Origin of the sequence: Nocardia puris (assembly GCF_003315035.1) — a bacterium.
Lineage (GTDB): Bacteria > Actinomycetota > Actinomycetes > Mycobacteriales > Mycobacteriaceae > Nocardia > Nocardia puris.
In genome coordinates, this window is the sequence record NZ_QNRE01000009.1 from 109,308 (window position 1) to 130,174 (window position 20,867).

Annotated in this window: 18 protein-coding genes; 6 read left to right on the top strand and 12 right to left on the bottom strand. The window is 70.4% G+C overall.

The features are described 5' to 3' along the window. Window positions 1-102: 102 nt before the first annotated feature. Window positions 103-1,536: an amidase gene (locus DFR74_RS21780; protein WP_067511951.1), complete on the top strand. Its 1,434-nt coding sequence runs from the start codon at window positions 103-105 to the stop codon at window positions 1,534-1,536. A gap of 6 nt (window positions 1,537-1,542) precedes the next feature. Here the strand turns inward: DFR74_RS21780 and DFR74_RS21785 are convergent, their stop codons facing one another. The 6 genes from DFR74_RS21785 to DFR74_RS21810 form a co-directional block, all read right to left on the bottom strand. After that, on the bottom strand, window positions 1,543-4,371 hold the full coding sequence (locus DFR74_RS21785; protein ID WP_067511953.1) for an ABC transporter substrate-binding protein: 2,829 nt from the start codon (window positions 4,369-4,371) through the stop codon (window positions 1,543-1,545). 104 nt (window positions 4,372-4,475) lie between these two features. After that, window positions 4,476-5,390: a GTPase Era gene (gene era / locus DFR74_RS21790; protein ID WP_067511955.1), complete on the bottom strand. Its 915-nt coding sequence runs from the start codon at window positions 5,388-5,390 to the stop codon at window positions 4,476-4,478. Next, window positions 5,383-5,742: a cytidine deaminase gene (locus tag DFR74_RS21795; RefSeq protein WP_067511957.1), complete on the bottom strand. Its 360-nt coding sequence runs from the start codon at window positions 5,740-5,742 to the stop codon at window positions 5,383-5,385. The genes era and DFR74_RS21795 overlap by 8 nt, the downstream gene beginning before the upstream one ends. Then, window positions 5,735-7,096 carry a hemolysin family protein gene (locus DFR74_RS21800; protein ID WP_067511958.1) on the bottom strand — a complete coding sequence of 454 codons (1,362 nt, stop codon included), beginning with the start codon at window positions 7,094-7,096 and terminating at the stop codon, window positions 5,735-5,737. Before DFR74_RS21800 ends, DFR74_RS21795 begins: the two co-directional genes overlap by 8 nt. Next, window positions 7,093-7,647, bottom strand: coding sequence for an rRNA maturation RNase YbeY (gene ybeY, locus DFR74_RS21805; RefSeq protein WP_067512032.1), 555 nt, complete (start codon window positions 7,645-7,647; stop codon window positions 7,093-7,095). Before ybeY ends, DFR74_RS21800 begins: the two co-directional genes overlap by 4 nt. A 332-nt stretch (window positions 7,648-7,979) precedes the next feature. Further along, a complete protein-coding gene (locus tag DFR74_RS21810; RefSeq protein ID WP_067512034.1) occupies window positions 7,980-10,091 on the bottom strand; it encodes a PhoH family protein in 2,112 nt (703 codons plus the stop codon). Between the two features lie 215 nt (window positions 10,092-10,306). Here DFR74_RS21810 and DFR74_RS21815 point away from each other — a divergent pair, with 215 nt between their 5' ends. Further along, window positions 10,307-10,489, top strand: a complete 183-nt coding sequence (locus tag DFR74_RS21815) for a hypothetical protein (protein ID WP_067511960.1) — start codon at window positions 10,307-10,309, stop codon at window positions 10,487-10,489. An 8-nt stretch (window positions 10,490-10,497) separates the two neighbouring features. On the opposite strand, the gene DFR74_RS21820 is transcribed toward DFR74_RS21815, so the two are convergent. The 3 genes from DFR74_RS21820 to hrcA form a co-directional block, all read right to left on the bottom strand. After that, window positions 10,498-11,238, bottom strand: a complete 741-nt coding sequence (locus DFR74_RS21820; RefSeq protein WP_067511962.1) for a 16S rRNA (uracil(1498)-N(3))-methyltransferase — start codon at window positions 11,236-11,238, stop codon at window positions 10,498-10,500. 4 nt (window positions 11,239-11,242) lie between these two features. Further along, window positions 11,243-12,397 carry a molecular chaperone DnaJ gene (gene dnaJ, locus DFR74_RS21825; protein WP_067511964.1) on the bottom strand — a complete coding sequence of 385 codons (1,155 nt, stop codon included), beginning with the start codon at window positions 12,395-12,397 and terminating at the stop codon, window positions 11,243-11,245. A gap of 163 nt (window positions 12,398-12,560) precedes the next feature. Further along, window positions 12,561-13,592: a heat-inducible transcriptional repressor HrcA gene (gene hrcA / locus DFR74_RS21830; RefSeq protein ID WP_067511966.1), complete on the bottom strand. Its 1,032-nt coding sequence runs from the start codon at window positions 13,590-13,592 to the stop codon at window positions 12,561-12,563. 254 nt (window positions 13,593-13,846) lie between these two features. Here hrcA and DFR74_RS21835 point away from each other — a divergent pair, with 254 nt between their 5' ends. After that, on the top strand, window positions 13,847-14,602 hold the full coding sequence (locus DFR74_RS21835) for an SDR family oxidoreductase (RefSeq protein ID WP_067511968.1): 756 nt from the start codon (window positions 13,847-13,849) through the stop codon (window positions 14,600-14,602). A 12-nt stretch (window positions 14,603-14,614) separates the two neighbouring features. On the opposite strand, the gene DFR74_RS21840 is transcribed toward DFR74_RS21835, so the two are convergent. The 3 genes from DFR74_RS21840 to DFR74_RS21850 form a co-directional block, all read right to left on the bottom strand. Further along, the gene (locus DFR74_RS21840; RefSeq protein WP_067511971.1) at window positions 14,615-14,827 is read right to left on the bottom strand and encodes a hypothetical protein; all 213 of its coding nucleotides are present in this window, start codon (window positions 14,825-14,827) and stop codon (window positions 14,615-14,617) included. A 271-nt stretch (window positions 14,828-15,098) separates the two neighbouring features. After that, complete coding sequence (hemW, locus tag DFR74_RS21845; protein ID WP_084537977.1) at window positions 15,099-16,295, bottom strand: radical SAM family heme chaperone HemW; 1,197 nt, start codon at window positions 16,293-16,295, stop codon at window positions 15,099-15,101. A 53-nt stretch (window positions 16,296-16,348) separates the two neighbouring features. Beyond that, window positions 16,349-16,750 carry an SgcJ/EcaC family oxidoreductase gene (locus DFR74_RS21850; protein ID WP_067511975.1) on the bottom strand — a complete coding sequence of 134 codons (402 nt, stop codon included), beginning with the start codon at window positions 16,748-16,750 and terminating at the stop codon, window positions 16,349-16,351. A 470-nt stretch (window positions 16,751-17,220) separates the two neighbouring features. Here DFR74_RS21850 and DFR74_RS21855 point away from each other — a divergent pair, with 470 nt between their 5' ends. The 3 genes from DFR74_RS21855 to cysD all read left to right on the top strand — a co-directional run bounded on the left by DFR74_RS21855 (window position 17,221) and on the right by cysD (window position 20,867). Continuing rightward, window positions 17,221-19,071, top strand: a complete 1,851-nt coding sequence (locus tag DFR74_RS21855; protein ID WP_067511978.1) for a nitrite/sulfite reductase — start codon at window positions 17,221-17,223, stop codon at window positions 19,069-19,071. A gap of 28 nt (window positions 19,072-19,099) precedes the next feature. Next, a complete protein-coding gene (locus DFR74_RS21860) occupies window positions 19,100-19,822 on the top strand; it encodes a phosphoadenylyl-sulfate reductase (protein WP_067511979.1) in 723 nt (240 codons plus the stop codon). A 112-nt stretch (window positions 19,823-19,934) separates the two neighbouring features. Next, entirely contained in the window at window positions 19,935-20,867 is a 933-nt protein-coding gene (cysD, locus tag DFR74_RS21865; protein ID WP_067511981.1) for a sulfate adenylyltransferase subunit CysD, read from the top strand.

Sequence of the window (20,867 nt, forward strand, 5' to 3'; positions counted from 1 at the left end):
ATACCGCGCCAGTGATGCGCTTTCGCCCGCCCCGCGATAACCGATATGGACGATCGACCAATTGAGCGCTACGGTGCAGGTGAACCAGGAGAGGGAGATCACATGACGGCGTCGGACCGCGCGACCCCCGCCACCGTCGCGCCGGAGCACCGCGGACTCGGCGAGCTGGCGGACGCGCTCGCGACGGGCGCCGTCACGTCGGTCGACGCCGTGACGGCCGCGCTGGACCGGATCGACGCGAGTCAGCCCACGCTCAACGCGTTCCGCCTGGTCCGCCGCGAGCGGGCGCTCGCCGAAGCCGCCGAGGCCGACCGCAGACTCGCGGCGGGCGAGCGACTGCCGCTGCTCGGCGTGCCGATCGCGGTGAAGGACGACACCGACATCGCCGGGGAGCCCACGGCGTTCGGCTGCGGGGGCGACTTCCCGCCGAAAACCGAAGACGCCGAACCGGTCCGGCGCTTGCGCGCGGCCGGCGCGGTGATCGTCGGCAAGACCAACACCTGCGAGTACGGGCAGCTGCCGTTCACCAGCGGCGCGGCCTTCGGCCACACCCGCAACCCGTGGCACCGCGAGCACACGCCCGGCGGCTCCTCGGGCGGTTCCTCGGCGGCGGTGGCGGCCGGACTGGTCCCCGCCGCCCTGGGTTCCGACGGCGCGGGCTCGGTGCGCATCCCGGCCGCGTGGACCAACCTGGTCGGCATCAAACCGCAGCGCGGGCGCATCTCCACCTGGCCGGAAGCCGAAGCGTTCCACGGGCTCACGGTGAACGGCCCGCTGGCGCGCACCGTCGCCGACGCCGCGCTGCTGCTCGATGCGGCGGCAGGCCCGCACGCGGGCGACCGCCACACGCCCGCGCCGATCCGCGCGAGCGAGGCGGTCGGGCATGATCCCGGACGCTTGAACATCGCCCTGTCGCTGCGCATTCCATTCACCGCGACGAAGACCGCGCTGGATCCGGAGGTGGCGGCGGGCGTGCGCCGGATCGCGGCGACGCTGCGCAGGCTCGGCCATTCGGTCACGGTCGCCGACCTGCACTACGGACTGCTGATCGGCGCGACATTCCTGCCGCGCTCGATGGCGGGCATCCGGTCCGTGCACGACAGCATGCCCGGCTCCCGGGTGGATCCGCGCACCCTCGCCAACGTGCGTCTCGGGCGCGTGCTCGGCGGGCCCGCGCTGTTCGCGGCGCGCCGGGCGGAAGCGTTGCTGCACAAGCGGATCGGCGGCTTCTTCGCCGACTACGACGTGGTGCTCGCGCCCACCACGGCCACTCCCCCGCCCCGCGCCGAGGAGATCGACGGCATCGGCGTCACCGACACCAACAACCTCATCACCGCCGCCTGCCCGTACACCTGGCCGTGGAACGTGCTCGGCTGGCCCAGCGTGAACGTACCGGCCGGTTTCACCGACGCGGGCCTGCCGATCGGCGCCCAGCTGATGGGCCCCGCCGACGCCGACGCGCAGCTCATCTCGGTGGCGGCACAGCTGGAATCCGAATTGCATTGGGAGCGTGCGCGGCCCGAACCCTGGTGGTGAGCCGGCTCATTCCGTGGCCGAAATCCATTCCTCCAGTGTGCTGCTCGTGCCCGCCGGGCACCCGTCGCCGTCGGCGGGCCGCGGTGACATCACCAGGCACTGCTGCGGCCCCGGCTGTCCGACGCCCTGCGTGATCAGGATCGCCAGCGACGACCCGTCGGCCACCCGGCTGGACGAGAAGCCGAGCGTGCCGCCGACGCCCTCGTAGTCGTCCTCGCGCAACTGCATCGCGACGGCGGTGCGGTTCGGCGAATCGCCGCCGATGCGCACCGCGCGCAGGAACAGGCCCACCACGTCGTAGGCCAGACCGGTGCCGTCGCCCGGCCAGGACGGCTGATAGTCCGCCATGTCCGGGTACTCCCGCAGGTCCGCGATGAGCGCGGCCAGCCCCGCGCACAGCTGCTGGTAGTCGAACGCCACCGGCTCGTCGCCGAGTGTGCCGTTGCCGCGCACGCATTCCGCGCCGCCCAGCATCACCGGGGCGGCCTTGGCCACGTAGCGCACCGGCAGCGTGGACGGCAGCGCGGCCATCGCCTTCTGATCGGTGATCAGGCGGGTCACGGTGTCGTTGCCCAGGATGGCGGGCGATTCGCCGGTGAGGCAGCCGCGCGTCACCGACCGCGCGAACGTCGCGAAATCGTCGTTGCGGCCCGCGAAGAACAGCAGCGTGCCGCGATCGAAATCGGCCGTCTCGCACGGCGCCGGAAAGCGGTTCAGCTCTTGCTGTTCGGTCCAGGTGAGCGTCTCGTACCCGATGTCGCGAGCGTGTAGTTCCTCGCGCAGATCATCGACCAGCGTGTTGACGTAGATGTCGTCGGGCGCTTCCGGCTGATAGATGGCGACCTGCGTGTAGCGCGGTTGGCCGGCGCGCGGCGCACCCTCCGGATAGCGCGCTCCCCGAACGTAATCCGCGATCAACCGGGCCTGCGTCCGATTGCTCGGCGCGGCTTGGAAGTACAGCGGCGAGGACCGCTCCAGCCCGTCGGCCGAGAGCGTGGTCGCCACCACCGGCACACCCAGCTCACCCAATCTGCCGATGGCGCGCCGGGTTTCGGCGTTGCTGCGGTCCATGCCGATCACGCCGAGAATGGTGGGATCGTCGCGCAGCAGTCCCTGCAACTGCCGGTCCACCACGAAGGTCGCGTGCCGCATGTCAGAGCCGCCGTTGGCGATCACGATCCGCAGCAGCGGTTCGGACTCGTCGGAGGCGGCCAGCGCGCGCCGCTGCTGCACCGCGATCCCGGCCAGCTCCTCCACCTGCGCGTGCGGATACCGCGTGTTGGTGTCGACGTAGCTCAGGCCCGAGAAGAACACCAGCGTGATCAGGGGCCTGCGCGGATTGTCGCGCCGCGCGTCGGCGGCGGCGACGTTGAGCCGGAACACTTCCCGCTGCACCGCCGACAGCGAGGGGTCGTCGGTGAAGATGTGGTCGGCGTTGTCGCTGTAACCGACGCATTCGCCGTCGCGCTCCTGCACCACGATCCCCGACGTCCACGGCCAGTTCGAACAGGGCGCGCCGCGCAGCGGCGGGATGTACACCAGCGCCAGCGCCGCCGCCAGCAGCACCGGGATCAGCACGCACAGCGCCACGAACGAGCGGCGCGCGGCGAGCGGCGGCGCGGGCGGCACCGCGAGATGCGCGTACTCCGGATCGCGGACCTCCCGGTCCGGCGGGTCGGGCAACTCCGCGCGCAGCGGCAGGAACCAGGCGTCCGAGAGCCGGTTCGTGCGCATGTTCTCGATATTGCGCAGCCACCGCTGCACGGGATCGGGCTGGCGCTCGGAATACGGCCGGTCGACCAGGCTTTCGAGCGTGTCGAGGGAGTGCAGGTCCCCCACCCGCGACAGATCGCGCACCGGGGGACGCGCCGGTTCCCGTTCCAGACAGGCGATCACTACCAGCGGATCGTCGTGGCCGGTCTCGTTGCGGATGTCGTTGATCCGGCGCAGCAACCGCATCCCGTCGCCCGCTTCCTCCACCACGCCGAGCAGCGCCACGGGGTAGGCGGTGCGCCGCCAGCCCGAGGGCCGCCACAGCCGTTTGCGGTAGGCGTCGCGCAGATCCTCCAAGAAGGCGTGCACGAGCAGCTTGGCGACCTGGTCCTCGTTCTCGTCGCTGCGCCGGGTGGCGGTGAGCCTGGTCGCGAAACCCAGGAAGCTGTCGGACAATTCGGGCGCCATGTAGCGCTGGTGCATGAACCAGTGCGTCACCTTGGACATGCCCGGGATACGACCGCTGATCCACAGCCACAACCGCAGCACCGGCCACAGCGCCAGCACACCGAACACCAGCCGCGAGATCGCGTCGCCGCTCACCCCCTCGGCGGTGTCGGATCGGTCGGTGAACGAGCCGCTGCGCAGCAGGCGCGGCAATCGGGACCGCAGTTCGACCGCGGCCTCGGTCTCGTCGTTCGTAACCCGTTGGCGCGTCAGCCAATCCGCCGTGCGGTAGCGCGGGAACTTGATCGGCCCCATATTCGTGTCGTCGGTGGAGAAGCCCTCCACCAGTCGCTGCACGATCGGCAGGCAGTGGCCGCGCAGTTCCTCACCGGCGGCGTTCGGATCGGGTGCGAGCGCGTCGGGCGGCAGGTCGGGGGCGTTCAGATCCACCCGGGCGCGCGGTGTGGCCCGCCGCCCGCCGGATTCGCCGAGCCAGCGGTACAGCTCCACCAGCAGGCCGTTGTGCGCGCCGGGACCGGTCAGCTCGACGATCGGGCGCGGGACCGGCCGCCTGCGGCGCAACATCGTGCGCAGCACACGGGGTTTGGCATCGGGCACGCCGAGCGCGCGCAGCAGCTCGAGGAGCTTGCCGACGTCGTTCGTGGTTTCGGACACTGACGGCCTCCCCCGTGCGATCCGTGGCTGTTGCGGGGACTGTACCCGGCCCATCCACCCGGGACACCTTGTTCACCAAGTTGTTTCGCAACCGGTGAACGGCATCAGAAGCCGAGTTTGCCCAGCTGTTTGGGATCGCGCTGCCAGTCCTTGGCCACCTTCACGTGCAGGTGGAGATAGATCCGCACGCCGAGGATGTGCTCGATCTGCTTGCGCGCGTTGGTGCCGACCTCCTTGAGGCGCGCACCGCCCTTGCCGATGACGATCGCCTTCTGACTCGGCCGCTCCACGTACAGCAACGCGTGCACGTCGAGCATGTCCGGGTTCTCCTCGCGCTCGAGCACCTCCTCGATGACCACGGCCAGCGAATGCGGCAGCTCGTCGCGCACACCCTCCAGCGCGGCCTCGCGGATGAGCTCGGCCATGAGAGTTTCCTCCGGCTCGTCGGTCAGCTCACCGTCGGGGTAGAAGGCGGGGCCCGCCGGCATCTTCGAGGCGATCACGTCGACGAGGACCTCGACCTGTTCGCCCTTCACCGCCGACACCGGCACCACGTCGGTCTCGGACCCGAGCAGCTCCGACACCGCCAGCAACTGCGCGGCGACCTGGTCGCGGCTCACCTTGTCGATCTTGGTGACCACGCCGAGCAGGGTGGTCTTGGGCGCCATCTGCTTGACCTGGGAGACGATCCAGCGGTCGCCGGGGCCGATCTTCTCGTCGGCGGGAATGCACAGCGCGATCACGTCCACCTCGGAGTAGGTGTCGCGCACGAGATCGTTGAGCCGCTGGCCGAGCAGGGTGCGCGGGCGGTGCAGGCCCGGGGTGTCCACCAGGATCAGCTGGGCGTGGTCGCGGTGCACGATGCCGCGGATGGTGTGGCGCGTGGTCTGCGGCCGCGAGGACGTGATCGCGATCTTGGCGCCCACCAGCGCGTTGGTCAGCGTCGACTTGCCGGTGTTGGGCCTGCCGACGAAACAGACGAATCCGGAACGGAATTCGGTGCCCGGCGCGTCAGCCACCCTGCACCTCGACGGCCGCGTCGTCGACGATGTCGAACACGGACTCGCCCGCCCGGTCGGTGAACACGATCCGCGCCGAGGGCGACACCTCGCGCACCGCGGCCACACCGGCATCGGAGAACCGGCCGGCCACCACGACCGCCGCCTCGAACCCCTCCGCGCCGCTGGACAGTGCGGCGGCCACGGCGGCCTGCAACGCGGTCAGGCGCAGCGCCTGCAACTCGACCTCCCCCGCCGCGTAGGTGCGCCCGTCGGTGTCGCGCACCGCCGCGCCGCCCGCGCCACCGGTGCGGCCCATCGCGCCCCGCGCCAGGGTGAGCAGCTTGGTGTCCTCGGCATCCAGTTCAGTCATCGGTGTCTCCGTCCTCGTTCCCATTGCGTGTGCGCTTGCCGCCGACCGATTCTCCGTCGCCCGGCGCCGCCGCGTCCGCTTTCGCGGATTTCTCGGACTTGTCCGGCGCCTTGCGCACCAGCACCGTGTTGACCCGCATCCGGCCGCGCTGATCGGGGCCGCCCTCGCCGCGCAGCACCAGCCCGTGCGCGACCACTTTCGACCCGGGCAGCGGCACCCGGCCCAGCCCGTGCGCGAGCAAGCCGCCCACGGTGTCGACGTCTTCGTCCTCGATGTCCAGGCCGTACAGTTCGCCGAGATCCTCCACCGACAGCCGCGCCGACACCCGGAACCGGCCGTCGCCGAGATCCTCCACCGGCGGGGTCTCGTCGGTGTCGTATTCGTCGGCGATCTCACCGACGATCTCCTCGAGCACGTCCTCGATGGTGACCAGGCCCGCGATGCCGCCGTACTCGTCCACCAGCAGCGCCATGTGGTTGCGCCGGCGCTGCATCTCGTCCAGCAGATCGTCCAGCGGCTTGGAGTCGGGCATGAACACCGCCGGGCGCATCACCTGGCGCACCAGCACCTTGCGGCTGCGATCCGCGTACGACACAAGGTCTTTCAGGTACACCACGCCGAGGATGTCGTCGACTTTCTCCCCGACCACCGGGATGCGGGAGTGGCCGCTGCGCACCGCGAGCGAGAGCGCCTGGGCGGCGGTCTTGTCGGCCTCGATCCACACCATCTCGGTGCGCGGCACCATGACCGCGCGCGCCGGGGTGTCGCCGAGTTCGAAGACCGACTGGATCATGCGGCGTTCGTCGTCGGCCACCACGCCGCGCTCGCCGGCCATCTCGACCACCTCGCGCAACTCGATCTCCGAGGCGAACGGACCGTTGCGGAAGCCCCTACCGGGGGTGATCGCGTTGCCGATGAGGATCAGCAGGCGGCTGACCGGGCCCAGCAGCGCGCCGATGAACTGCAACGGCAGGGCCGAGGCCAGCGCCAGCGAGTAGGCGTGCTGGCGGCCCAGGGTGCGGGGTCCGACACCGATCACGACGTAGTCGACCAGCACCATGATCGCCGCCGTGGCGACCAGCGCCCAATTGTCGTCCCAGACCGCCATCAGCGCCGCCGCGAGCAGCACCGTCGCGCCGATCTCGCACAGCACGCGCAACAGCACCATCAGGTTCACGTAGCGGGCGCGGTCGGCCACGATCCGGCTCAACCGGGCCGCGCCGGGCCGTTCGGCGCGCGCCATATCGGCGACCCGCGCCGGGGACACGGTGTTGAGCGCGGCGTCGACGCCCGCGAACAGGCCACCCGCCGGGACCAGCAACACCGCCAGCAGGATGAGGGTCGCCGGACTCACGCGGGGCCCAGCGCGTCACCGGGGCCGGTGAAGCCCGCCTTGCCGAGCAGGCGCGCGTCGCGTGCGGCCAGTTCGGCCCGCCGCCGCGCCTCGCGCAGGCTCTCGTACCACTCCTCCAGCAACCGCGCCTGCAGCGCGAACATTTCCTTCTCCTCCTCCGGCTCGGCGTGGTCGTAGCCGAGCAGGTGCAGTACGCCGTGCACGGTGAGCAGGGCCAGTTCGTGTTCCAGGGAGTGGCCCGCCTTGCGCGCCTGCGCGCCCGCGAACTCCGGGCACAGCACGATGTCGCCGAGCATCGAGGGGCCGGGCTCCGGGCTGTCCGGGCGCCCGCCGGGCTCGAGTTCGTCCATCGGGAACGACATCACGTCGGTCGGGCCGGGCAGATCCATCCACCGCATGTGCAGATCGGCCATGGTGTCGAGATCCACCAGCACCATCGACAGCTCGGCGGCGGGGTGCACGTCCATCCGGGCGATCACGAACCGCGCGACACTGACCAGATCCTCCTCGGGTACGTCGATGCCCGACTCATTGGCGATCTCGATGCTCACCTGATCAGGGTATTCGGTGCCCCCCATCACGTCCCGACCGGCTCGCGGTCACGAGTCACCCTCGATGTTCCGTGCACGGCCGACACGGTTGGTGAGCCGGGGCGCCTCCGGAAACGGCCAGCGCGAGTGCGCACCGACCGGCGCGCCGGGAACGTCGCTCCATCCGACCGGGAATCACCCGCGATTCGACTCCGGTCAGGACGGTCGCCCGGCACACGGGATCATCCGCGGCGGGGTGCCGCCGCGCGCACAAGTCGACCCGCTACATGGCCGAATGCCGCGCGCACCGCATCCGCGCTACACCCCGCGACCTGAGTCAGGCCCAGCCACTCTCAGCGGCGGGCCGAGCGCCCAGCGGCGCGGCGCTGGGCACGGTTGCCCGGCATGTGCGGACCGACCGGACGGGTGTCGGCCTCGAAGCGGTCGTAGGCGTCGACGATGTCGGAGACCAGGCGGTGCCGGACCACATCGCTGCTGGTGAGCTCGGCGAAGTGGATGTCCTCGATATCGGTGAGGATCTCCGTGGCCGCCCGCAGACCCGACCGCGCCCCGCTGGGCAGATCGACCTGCGTGACGTCACCGGTCACCACGATCTTCGACCCGAACCCGAGCCGCGTCAGGAACATCTTCATCTGCTCGGCCGTGGTGTTCTGCGCCTCGTCCAAGATGATGAAGGAGTCGTTGAGCGTGTTGTGCGTCAGCAGGAAGTCCTCGGTGACGTACAGCGAGTCGGCGGCCGCGACCCGGATGCACACGGCTTCCTCGGTACCGGCCGATTCGATGCGGTCGATGAACCGCATCGGGCGGCCACCACCGTGCTCGGCGTACTTCGCGGCTTTGCGCTCCAGCCGGAACGGCTCGATACCCTCGGGCAGCCGGATGTCGAGAATGTGTGCGTCCGAACGATGTTCGACCGCCCGGCCCTTCGCCAGGCCGGGTGAGCGGCCTTCGGCAAGGCGGGTGCGGCTGTGGGCGATACCACCGAGCGACTGCACCAGGAAGATCACGTTGTCGCGCAGTTCCTCCGAAACCGTCGTGAACTGGATCCCGCAGGCGCGCCCGTGCTGCGTGACCGGCCCACCGTCGGCGTCGAGCAGACCTTGCAAGACACCCAGCCGGACCTCGTGATCGTTGTACAGGTACTCACGCGGCACGAACTTGGTCGCCGAGCGGGCGCCTGCCAGACCCAACTGCCGCGCTATCGCGGTCACCGGGTTGGCGGTCGTGAACACGTCACTGGGGGCGGTCACTCGATTCAGGACGTCATCCACGCCCGACTCGTGCCGAACCACGATCCCGGGAATCGACCGCTCGAGCACCCGCGCGAGCTCGGGATCGTTCGTCGCGAAGGTGGGCGTCGTCGAGCCGGTGAGGCACCCGTCGCCGAGCAACAGGCCGAGCGCGTACGGGTCCATCGGCACCGCGACCGACGGGAATCGAACAGGCGAACTGAGCAGTGGCAATTCGTACCGGTGGTAGTGCGCCGCGCGCAGATTGCCGATCATTTCCTTGGTCTGGAGCACCCGTGGGGGCTTCCCGCGGCGGCGATCGTCGCGCGTGTAGACCGACCAGAGGTGGTCGCCGGATGCCAAGGTCGATGCGCCGTCCTGCGTGTGGACGCGGTAGATCTCCTTGAACCCCTGCGGATAGACGCCGAGCACCTCGGTAGCGCTACCGTCGGACCCGATGACGAAGTCACCGACCTCGATCTCACCGATCGGCCGGAAACCGGCCGGCGTCAGCACCTTGGTGTGCAGCGGCTGCGCGCGGCCCCGCATGTACGCCAGGGGCGCTACCTCGATGACGCCGGCGGCCATGAGTTTGGGGATGGCCTCGGGGTCCATCATGTCGTGCAGGGCGTCGTAGAGCGGGCGCAGGTAGGGGTCGATCTTCTCGTTCAGCGTGCCGGGGAGGAACCCGAGGCGTTCGCCGGCCTCGACCGCCGGGCGGGTGAGGATGATGCGGTTGACCTGCTTGGACTGCAGCGCCTGCACGGCCTTCGCCATGCCCAGGTACGTCTTGCCGGTGCCCGCGGGGCCGATGCCGAACACGATGGTGTTGGCGTCGATGGCGTCGACGTAGCGCTTCTGGTTCAGGGTCTTGGGCCGGATGGTCTTGCCGCGCCGGGACAGGATGTCCAGGCTCAGCACCTCGGCCGGGGACTCGCTCGACCCCTCGGTCAGCATCGACACCGTGTGCCGCACCGCCTCGGGGCCGACCACCCGGTTGCGGCCGGTCAGGGCGATGAGCTGCTCGATCACCCGCTCGGCCAGCGCCACGTCGGCCGCCTTGCCGGTGAGGGTGACGGAGTTGCCGCGCACGTGGATGTCCGCGTCGAGGAGGCCCTCGAGCTCACGCAGGTTCTCGTCGGCCGAACCGAGGAAGGGGAACACGGATTCCGGAGCGAGTTCGATGCTGGAGCGTACGGTGCGTGCCGCGGGCACCGAACCGTTGTCGCGGGCGGCGGTACCCGCCACGGGGTTGGTCGGGTCTCCGATCTCGCCTTGTGTTCGCAAAAGTTGTGCAGCCTGCTTCCGGTCTCGACAGCCAAAGGAATGACCAAAGTCTAACCCGCACCACCGACACCGGACAGTGAATAACCGGCCACCGATCGGTCGCCGTCGGGCCTCGTCGGCGCGCATCGGGCACACTGTGACCCGTGAGTGAGCCGGAACCGACCTCGAACGACGACGGCGCCGCCCTGAGTACCGGGGTGGCCCTCGGTCTCTGCTTCGGACTCGCCTTCGGGCAGCTGATCCTCGACGACCTCGCGCTCGGCCTGTCCCTCGGCCTGGTCTTCGGCGTCGCCTACGGCGTGCTCGCCGGGCGTAAGAATCGCTGACGCGGCCGCTACCAGCGCGCGGTCAACGCCCCTAGCGCGCCGAGCGCCACCGCCGCCGCGGTCGACGTACGCAACACGGTCGGACCGAGCAGCACCGCCCTGGCACCGGCGTCCGCGAGCGCGGCGAGTTCGTCGTCGGCCAATCCGCCTTCGGGACCGACGATCAGCACCACCTCGGGTGCCTCGCGCAGCGGCAGTTCCGTGAAACGTCCTGCGCCGGACTCGTGTAGCGCCGCGACCACCGCCCCCCGCGCCACCTCGTCGCGCACCAGATCGAGCAGATCGCGCGTGCGGTGCAGGTCGGTGACCTCGGGGATGTAGGCCCGACGGGACTGCCGCGCGGCCGAGCGCGCCGCCGACCGCCATTTCTCGACGCCCTTGGCCGCCTTGGCTTCCCAGTTCGCGACGCAGCGCGCGGCCTGCCACGGGACGATCCGGTCGGCGCCCGCCTCGGTCATGAGTTCCACGGCCAGCTCCGAGCGCTCCGATTTGGGCAGCGCCTGCACCACCGTGACGCGCGGCGGAACCGGTTGCGCCACAACCTTTTCCAGCACCGTCAACTCGAGCCGATCGCGTTGGGCGGCAACGACTTCCGAGGCGGCGAGCACACCGCGCCCGTCGGACAGCGTGATCGGCTCGCCCACCCGGATGCGCCGCACGGTGGCGGCGTGGCGGCCCTCGGGGCCGCCGAGCACCGCGCGGCCGCCCGGCTCGGGAATGTCGTCGAGGTAGAAGACCGTGGCGGCCAACGGATCAGCGCCCGCTGAACGAGGCGCGCAGCCGGGCGAACAGTCCGCTGTTGTGCTCGGACTGCGCCGACATCACCTCGGCGCGGTCGCGGTCGCGCATGCCTTTGTACTTGCGCAGCAGATCGGTCTGCTTACCGTCCAGCTTGGTGGGGATGACGATGTCGAGGTGCGCCAGCAGATCACCGCGCGCGCCCGAGCGCAGCCGCGGCATGCCGTGCCCGCGCAGCACCGAGACCTCGCCCGGCTGGGTGCCCGCGGGGATGGACAGCTCGACGGGGCCGTCGAGGATGGTGTCGATGACGACGGTGGTGCCCAGCGCGGCGTCCACCATCGGCACCCGCACCGTGCAGTGCAGGTCGTCGCCGTCGCGGACGAACACGTCGTGCGGCTGCTCCACGATCTCGACGTACAGGTCACCGGCGTGACCGCCGCCGGGCCCGACCTCACCCTGCGCGGCGAGCCGCACGCGCATCCCGTTGGCCACACCGGCCGGGATCGGCGCGGCGATCTCGCGGCGGGCGCGCACCCGTCCGTCGCCGCCGCACTTGTGGCAGGGGTCGGGGATGGTCTCGCCCGCGCCGCGGCAGGTGGGGCAGGGCCGCGAGGTGAGCACCTGGCCGAGGAAGGACCGCTGCACCGACTGGACCTCGCCCGCGCCCCCGCAGGTTTCGCAGCGCACCGGCTTGGAGTTGCCGTTGGTGCCCGCGCCGTGACAGGAATCGCACAGGATGGCGGTGTCGACGGTCAGGTGCTTGGTGACGCCGACCGCGCACTCGGCCAGGCTCAGGCGGGTGCGCAGCAGCGAGTCCGCACCCGGCTGCACGCGCCCGCGCGGTTTGCGCTGGCCGCCGCCCGCGCCGCTCATCCCGCCGAAGAACGCCTCGAACACGTCGCCGAGACCGCCGAAGCCCGCGCCGGAGAACCCCGCGCCGCCCCCGCCGGATTCCAGCGGATCGCCGCCCATGTCCACGATGCGGCGCTTCTCCGGATCCGAGAGCACCTCGTAGGCCGCTGACACTTCCTTGAACTTGGCCTGCGCTGCCTCGTCGGGGTTGACGTCGGGGTGGAGTTCGCGCGCGAGCTTGCGGTAGGCGCGCTTGATCTCCTGGTCCGTCGCGTTCTTCGCGACGCCGAGCAGTCCGTAGTAGTCCCGTGCCACTTGAGTTCTCTAGTCCTTGGTCGCTGTCCACCCGCCGGCCGGGTGGCCGGGGAGGTCGCTCGTCGTCATGGTTCCCACCGGTGCCGGCCACAACATTAGCCGGACACACTCAACTTTAACCGGCGGGAGGTTCGAGGGTAGCAGCGGCGACCTCGCGGCCCGCTCAGCGCTCGGCGAGCACCTCGCCGATGTAGCGCGCCACGGCGGCCACCGACGCGATCGTCCCCGGGTAGTCCATGCGGGTCGGGCCGAGCACGCCCATCCCGCCGAGGACCGCCCCCTCGGTGCCGTACCCCGTGGACACCACCGAGGTGCCGCGCATCTGCTCGACCTGGGTCTCCTCGCCGATCCGGACGGTGACGGTGCCCGGCTGCTGCGCGGCGGCGATCAGCTTCAGCACGATCACCTGCTCCTCGAGCGCCTCGAGCACCTGGCGCAGCGAACCGGGCAGGCCGAAATCGCCCGCGTTGCGGGTGAGATTCGCGGTGCCGCCCAGCACCAGCCGCTCCTCGGGATGCTCGACCAGGGTCTCCACCAGCACCGTCGACACCCGGATCAGCACATCGCGCAGCCGCTGCGGTGCGGTCTCGGGCAGGGCGGCGACCGCGGCGGAGGCGGTGGCCAGGCGCTTGCCGTCCATCGCGCCGCCGAGCATGGCGCGCAGCGCCGCCAGATCCTCGTCGTCGATGACCGCGCCGAGTTCCACCAGGCGCTGGTCGACGCGGCCGGTGTCGGTGATCACCACCAGCAGCAGGCGGGCCGGGTTCAGCGCGACGACCTCGATGTGACGCACCGTCGACGCCGACACCGTAGGGTACTGCACCACCGCGACCTGCCGGGTGAGCTGGGCCAGCAACCGCACGCCGCGGCGCAGCACGTCATCGAGGTCGACGCCGGATTCGAGGAAGTCCATGATCGCGCGGCGCTCGGCGGGCGAGAGGGGCTTGACCTCGGAGATGCGGTCGACGAACTGCCGGTACCCCTTGTCGGTGGGGATGCGCCCGGAGCTGGTGTGCGGCTGGGTGATGTAGCCCTCGGCCTCGAGCACGGCCATGTCGTTGCGGACCGTGGCGCTGGACACACCCAGGTTGTGCCGCTCCACCAGGGTCTTCGAGCCGATCGGCTCCTTGGTCGATACGTAGTCCGCCACAATCGCGCGCAGGACCTCGAAGCGCCGATCCTCGGTGCTCGACATCGGCCCAACCTCCTCGCTGCCTCCCTGCGCCGCGGGCTCGCCGGCGCAGCCCGGGCGTGCGTCACCACCGTTCCCGGTGGACTGAGTATCCAGTTTAATTGTCTCTCCGCCAATCGACCGTGCGCGACCGTCCGTGTCCGCGCCGATCGATCCCACTGCGCCGCAGGCGATTGCGCCGTGACGCACGTCACTGTCACACCTCGCGATGCCGCGTCGTCCCCTCAGCGAAGTCCCGAGCGGAAGAGGAGAACGACATGCGGGTAGCGGTGATCGGCGCGAGCGGACGGATCGGACGCGAAGTGGGCGCCGTCCTGAAGGACAAGGGCCACGAGGTCGTGGAGATCACGCGGGCCGGTGGCGTGGACGTCTACACCGGCGAGGGGCTCGCGGCCGCGCTGACCGGGGTGGATGTGGTGGTGGACGCGGCGAACACACCGGTGGTCGACACGGCGGCGGTGACGGATTTCTTCGCGACCGTCGCCCGCACCGTGCAGCGGACCGCGTCGGCGGCGGGCGTGCGGCGGATCGCGGTGGTGTCGATCATCGGCATCGACGTGTTCAGCGAGGGGCACTACGCGGGCAAGCTGGCCCACGAACGCGCCTACGCCGAAGGGCCGGTGCCGGTGCGCGTCCTGCGGGCGGCCCAGTTCCACGAGTTCACCGAGATGATGCTCGGCTGGACCACCGACGGTGACACCGCGTTCGTGCCGGAGTTCCGCGCCCAGCTGGTCGCGGCCCGCACGGCCGCCGAGCACTTGGCCGAGCTGGCCGTGGCCGACGACGCGCCCGACCGGGTCGACCTCGCGGGACCGCACGCAGTGAATCTCGCCGAAGCGGCGGCGAAGGTGGCGGCCAGGCGCGGGCACCCGGCCCGGGTGGAGCAGGTGTTCAACGCCGACGATCCGAACCAGCGGCCGCAGGCCGAGGGCGCGCTGCTCCCCGGTCCGGACGCGATCCTGGACGGGCCCACGCTGGACGAGTGGTTGGACGAGCACTACCCGGTGCGGTGAGCGCGGGCCGGGTCAGCGCGGCGGGATGACGATCTGCCTGCCGGCCAGGGCGTCGAGCCCCAGCATCGCGAGCAGGGATTCGCAGTCCGCGGCATTCTGCGAGTGGCCGGCCACCGTGCGGGCCGCCATCGCGTTGACCCGCTCGACCTCCGCTTTCTCGGCCGCTTTCGCCTCGGCGAATTCATTCTGATCATGGACGAGCCGGACGCGCCGTGCGGTTGACATAAGTCTCCTCGTGGTTGAAAGGGAGCCTACGCCAGAGGGGTGAGTCAGGTCACGCCGCCCCGCCGAGGGTGAGCGAAGTGGCCGGTCGGAGGTGGTTTCGGAGGGCGCTGGCGAACGAGCTGTCGCCGGATTACGTGTCCGGGACGCTGCCGAGGACAAGGGGTGTCCTGTGTCGAAGGTTCACGCGCCGGTCTCGGAGCGTCGGGTGACGTGGTCAGGAGTGGTCGCGCCGAGTCGGTCGCGGTTCCGGGGATCCCAGTCGGGACCGCGGTCAGAGCAGCAGGTCGCGGATGATGCCGTCGGCCAGGAGGCGGCCGCGGTCGGTGAGGATCAGGTGGGTGGGGGTGCGGGTGGCGAGGCCGTCGGCGACGGCGCGGTCGACGGCCGGACTCGCCGAGGGGTCGAGGTCGGCCAGCGGCAGCCCGGAGCGCAGGCGCAACGTCAGCATGACGCGCTCGGTGTACTGCTCCTCGGGCGTCAGGGTCTCCCAGCCCGCGGCGGGCAGTCCGCCGCGGGCGACGCGCTCGGCGTAGCGGGCAGGGTGCTTGACGTTCCACCACCGCACGCCGCCCACGTGGCTGTGCGCGCCGGGGCCCGCGCCGAGCCAGTCACCACCGTCCCAGTAGCCCAGATTGTGCCGGCAGCGCGCGGAATCATTTGCGGCCCAATTGGATACCTCGTACCAACGGAGCCCGGCCGCGCCCAATCGCGCGTCGATGCGTTCGTAGCGGGCGGCGAGCACGTCCTCGTCGGGGGCGGGCAGTTCGCCGCGGCGCACCTTGCGGGCCAGGGCGGTGCCGTCCTCCACGATCAGCGAATAGGCCGACACATGGTCCACGCCTGCGGCCAGCACCGCGTCGAGGCTGGCGTCCAGATCGGCGTCCGTCTCGCCGGGGGTGCCGTAGATGAGGTCGAGGTTCACGTGGTCGAACCCGGCGGCGCGCGCCTCCCGCGCGGCCGCGACCGCGCGGCCCGGCGTGTGCGTGCGATCCAGGATCGCGAGCACGTGCCGGGCGGCGGACTGCATGCCCAGCGAGACCCGCGTGTATCCGGCGTCGCGGATGCGCGCGAAGAATTCGGGCGAGGTGGATTCGGGGTTGGACTCGGTCGTCACCTCGGCGTCGGGTGCCAGCGGGAACTCGGCGCGCACCGCGTCGAGCACGGCGGCCAGTCCGTCGCCGCCGAGCAGCGAGGGCGTGCCCCCGCCCACGAACACCGTCGCCACCTCGGGCTGCGCGCCAGGCAGCCGCCCGAACTCCGCCGCCGCGACGCCGAGTTCGCCCCGCAACGCCGCCAACCACGACTCGGGCGAGGCCGAGGTGCCCAGCTCACCCGCTGTGTACGTGTTGAAATCGCAATAGCCGCAACGCGTCGCGCAGAACGGCACGTGCACGTACACACCGAACGCCCCACCCCCGAAGCCCCGGAGCACGGGTCCTTGGTCGACGGCAGGCGCGGAGCTACTCACCGAACCATTGTGCCGCCCGCCCGACCTCCGCTCCCACCGGGACCCGCCCGCGCCTACACCACTACCGGCGTGTTCTGGCCGACGGTGAGCAGCCACCGCCCGTCCTCGCGGGTCATCACGTACAGTGGCGTCCCCTCGCCGTCCACCGCGCCGTCGAGGGTGATGTATCGCTGCCGCACCTTCACCGCCGCCACCTCCGGGCGGATGAACTGGACATGTTCGACCTCGTAGGTCGCGTGCCCGTGCGTGTTGGCCCCCGGCAGCACCTCCTCGGTGAACTCCCGGATCGCCGCCCGCCCGTACAACCGCTTCCCGTGCCCGGTGGTCCACAGCGCGTCCTCGTGGAACAGCGCCAGGAAGTCGTCCACCGACTCCGCCCGCTGGGCCCGATCGACGGCCGCGACCACGGCGTGAACGGCGGCGATATCAACTTCGGTACCGGTCTCAGTGCTCATGACGACAACCCTCCGACCTGAACAACACTCGAGGTCAACAGCTGTGACCCATCCCACTCCCTCGACGCGCGACGGCGGAGGCGGTGCCGCACCCCACACCGGACAGTTCGGGCGAATCACCGGTCGCGACCGTAGGGAGGTCTATGACGCCGGTCACAAATGGGCCCCGTGGTCCAGGGAATTTCCCGGGTTTTCGCGGGGAATACCGGCATCCCGGTCGGAGCGACCTCGCTGACGTGGCAGAATGGCTCGCATGCGCGCATTCGGAGTACGACTGGTGGCACGTCGCCACGTCGATTACAAGCGCGTCTGCAGCGACTGTTGTCGGCCCGGGTTCTCCCGGTAGCCCAGCGGCGCCTCCGTCCGGATCCTCCGGCGACTCCCCCATCGGTCCGCTGATACCGCGGGCGTGAGATCAGCCCCTCGCGCCTTCAGCACGGATGTTCCACCCACCCCGCAGGAGCGACCCCATGACGTCGAGCACCGACGCCGGTCACACCGATCAGCCCGCACCCGCCGCCCGTCCGGCGCGCTCGGCCACCGAACGCCCGCAGCGCGCGGACGCCGAGCGTCCCGAACGCCCGGCCGCGGAACGCCGCGCCCGTGCCAACCGCCCGGAGCGACCCCGCCGGGAGGTCCCGGCCGGCACCCGCGCCCGCACCGGCGCCCCGGTCCGCCGCAAGTCCGAGGGCCAGTGGGCGCTCGGCTACCGCGAGCCGCTGAACCCGAACGAGCAGAGCAAGAAGGACGACAACCCGCTCAACGTCCGCGCGCGCATCGAGAACATCTACGCGCCCGGCGGTTTCGCCAGCATCGACAAGGCCGACTTGCGCGGCCGTTTCCGCTGGTGGGGCCTCTACACCCAGCGTGAGCAGGGCTACGACGGCAGCTACACCGGCGACGAGAACATCGACCTGCTCGAGGCCGAGTACTTCATGATGCGGGTGCGCTGCGACGCCGGCGCGCTCAGCGTCCGCCAGCTGCGCACCCTGGGCCAGATCTCCACCGAGTTCGCCCGCGACACCGCCGACCTGTCCGACCGCGAGAACGTCCAGTACCACTGGATCCGCATCGAGGACGTGCCGGAGATCTGGCGACGCCTCGAGGACGTCGGCCTGCAGACCACCGAGGCCTGCGGCGACTGCCCGCGCGTGGTGCTCGGTTCGCCGCTGGCGGGCGAGTCGCTCGACGAGGTCCTCGACCCCACCCCCGCCATCGAGGAGATCGTGCGCCGCTACATCGGCGACAAGCGGTACTCGAATCTGCCGCGCAAGTTCAAGTCCGCGATCTCGGGCCTGCAGGACGTGGTGCACGAGATCAACGACATCGCGTTCGTCGGCGTGGTGCACCCCGAGCACGGTCCCGGCCTGGACCTGTGGGTGGGCGGCGGCCTGTCCACCAACCCGATGCTGGCCCAGCGCGTGGGCGCGTGGGTGCCGCTGGACGAGGTGCCCGACGTGTGGGAGGCCGTGGTGGCCCTCTACCGCGACTACGGCTACCGCCGCCTGCGCACCAAGGCGCGCCTGAAGTTCCTGGTCAAGGACTGGGGCATCGAGAAGTTCCGCCAGGTGCTCGAGGACGAGTACCTGAAGCGCAAGCTGATCGACGGTCCCGCGCCGGAGCAGCCCGCCAAGCCGATCGACCACGTGGGCGTGCAGAAACTGCGCAACGGGCTCAACGCCGTGGGCTTCTCCCCCATCGCCGGCCGCGTGTCGGGCACCATCCTGCAGAAGGTGGCCGACGCGGTGGAGCGCGTGGGGTCCGATCGCATCCGGTTCACGCCGTACCAGAAGTTGATCGTCCTGGACGTCGCCGACGACAAGGTCGAGGAGCTCATCACCGAGCTGGCACCGCTGGGCCTGCAGGCACGTCCGTCCATCTGGCGGCGAAACCTGTTGGCGTGCAGCGGTATCGAGTTCTGCAAGCTCTCCTTCGTGGAGACCCGCAAGCGGTCACAGGTGCTCGCGCCCGAACTGGAGCAGCGCCTGGCCGACCTCAACGCCGACCTCGACGTGCCGATCACCGTGAACATCAACGGCTGCCCGAACTCGTGCGGGCGCTCCCAGATCGCCGACATCGGCTTCAAGGGACAGTTGGTGGACGACGGCGACGGGAATCAGGTGGAAGGCTTCCAGGTTCACCTGGGTGGCAGTCTCGGCCTCGACAGCGGCTTCGGCCGCAAACTGCGCCAGCACAAGGTGACCAGCGCGGAACTCGGTGACTACATCGAGCGCGTGGTGCGCAACTTCGTCAAGAACCGCGACGCGGACGAGCGTTTCGCGCAGTGGGCGGTGCGTGCCGACGAGGCCGATCTGCGATGAGCGTCGTGACTCGCGTGACGGGAGAGCAATGGTGACAACGAAACTCGCGGAGAAGCTGTCCGAGGACGAGCTGCGGTCCCTCGCCGAACAGGGCGCCGCCGACCTCGGCCCCGACGCCTCGGCGATCGATCTGCTGCGCTGGACCGACGAGACCTTCGGCACCGGGTACATCGTCGCCTCGAACATGCAGGACGGCGTGCTGGTGCACCTGGCCGCGCAAGTGCGTTCGGGCGTGGACGTGCTGTTCCTCGACACCGGGTACCACTTCGCCGAGACCATCGGCACCCGCGACGCCGTGGAGGCGGTCTACGGCGTGAACGTGGTGAACGTGCGGCCCGACCACACCGTCGCCGAGCAGGACGACCTGCTCGGCAAGGATCTGTTCGCCCGCGACGCGAACGAGTGCTGCCGCCTGCGAAAAGTGGTGCCGCTGAAGCGATCCCTGGCGCCCTACAACGCCTGGGCCACCGGCATCCGCCGGGTGGAGGCGCCGACACGGGCGAACGCGCCGCTGGTCTCCTACGACGAAGCCTTCGGCCTGGTGAAGATCAACCCGATCGCGCCGTGGTCCGACGACGAGATGCAGGCCTACATCGAACAGCACGGCATTCTCGTCAATCCCCTGGTGGAAGAGGGATATCCGTCCATCGGCTGCGCTCCGTGCACGCGGAAGCCGGAGCCGGGTGCCGATCCGCGCAGCGGCCGCTGGGCCGGCCTCGCCAAGACCGAATGCGGGTTGCACAAGGCATGAGCGAGGCGCACACCGTGCCCGCGGCACGAGGAGACAGCATGACCGAGTCAGGGCCCGCAGGCAGCTCGCGTAACCACGTGGGGCCGCTCGGGAATGCGAAAGAGGGAACAGCATGACGAACACCGTGAAGACCGAACGTTCGCTCGGGATCAGCGAATTCGACACGCTGGCCGCGCTCGAATCCGAGTCCATCCACGTATTCCGTGAGGTGGCGGGCGAATTCGAGCGGCCGGTGATCCTGTTCTCCGGTGGCAAAGACTCCACGGTGCTGCTGCACCTGGCGCTCAAGGCTTTCTGGCCCGCGCCGCTGCCCTTCGCGCTGCTTCACGTGGACACCGGACACAACCTGCCCGAGGTGCTGGAGTTCCGCGATCACGTGGTCGAGAAGTACGGTCTGCGCCTGCACGTCGCGAAGGTGGAGGACTACCTCGCCGACGGCCGGCTCACCGAGCGCCCCGACGGCATCCGCAACCCGTTGCAGACGGTGCCGCTGCTGGACGCCATCACCGAGCACCGCTTCGACGCGGTGTTCGGCGGCGGCCGCCGCGACGAGGAGCGTTCGCGCGCCAAGGAGCGGATCTTCTCGCTGCGCAACGCCTTCGGCCAGTGGGACCCCAAGCGCCAGCGCCCCGAGCTGTGGAACCTCTACAACGGACGGCACGCGCCGGGTGAGCACGTGCGGGTGTTCCCGCTGAGCAACTGGACCGAGCTGGACATCTGGCGCTACATCGCCAGGGAGAACGTGGAATTGGCCACGATCTACTACGCCCACCAGCGCCCGGTGTACCAGCGCGACGGCATGTGGATGACCCCCGGCGTGTGGGGCGGCCCGCGCGAGGGCGAGGTGCTCGAGACCCGTTCGGTGCGCTACCGCACCGTCGGCGACGGCTCCACCACCGGCGCCATCCTGTCCGACGCGGCGACCAACGAGGCGATTCTCGCCGAGGTCGCGGCGTCCCGATTGACCGAACGCGGTGCCACCCGCGGTGACGACCGTGTCTCCGAAGCCGCGATGGAAGACCGCAAGCGAGAGGGTTATTTCTGA

Bases quoted from the DNA above. Each gene is read 5' to 3' on its own strand.
- DFR74_RS21780 (WP_067511951.1), top strand. From the start codon at position 103: ATGACGGCGTCGGACCGCGCGACCCCCGCCACCGTCGCGCCGGAGCAC.
- DFR74_RS21795 (WP_067511957.1), bottom strand. From the start codon at position 5,742: ATGACTGAACTGGATGCCGAGGACACCAAGCTGCTCACCCTGGCGCGG.
- hrcA (WP_067511966.1), bottom strand. From the start codon at position 13,592: ATGTCGAGCACCGAGGATCGGCGCTTCGAGGTCCTGCGCGCGATTGTG.
- DFR74_RS21835 (WP_067511968.1), top strand. From the start codon at position 13,847: ATGCGGGTAGCGGTGATCGGCGCGAGCGGACGGATCGGACGCGAAGTG.
- DFR74_RS21840 (WP_067511971.1), bottom strand. From the start codon at position 14,827: ATGTCAACCGCACGGCGCGTCCGGCTCGTCCATGATCAGAATGAATTC.
- DFR74_RS21850 (WP_067511975.1), bottom strand. From the start codon at position 16,750: ATGAGCACTGAGACCGGTACCGAAGTTGATATCGCCGCCGTTCACGCC.
- DFR74_RS21855 (WP_067511978.1), top strand. From the start codon at position 17,221: ATGACGTCGAGCACCGACGCCGGTCACACCGATCAGCCCGCACCCGCC.
- DFR74_RS21860 (WP_067511979.1), top strand. From the start codon at position 19,100: ATGGTGACAACGAAACTCGCGGAGAAGCTGTCCGAGGACGAGCTGCGG.
- cysD (WP_067511981.1), top strand. From the start codon at position 19,935: ATGACGAACACCGTGAAGACCGAACGTTCGCTCGGGATCAGCGAATTC.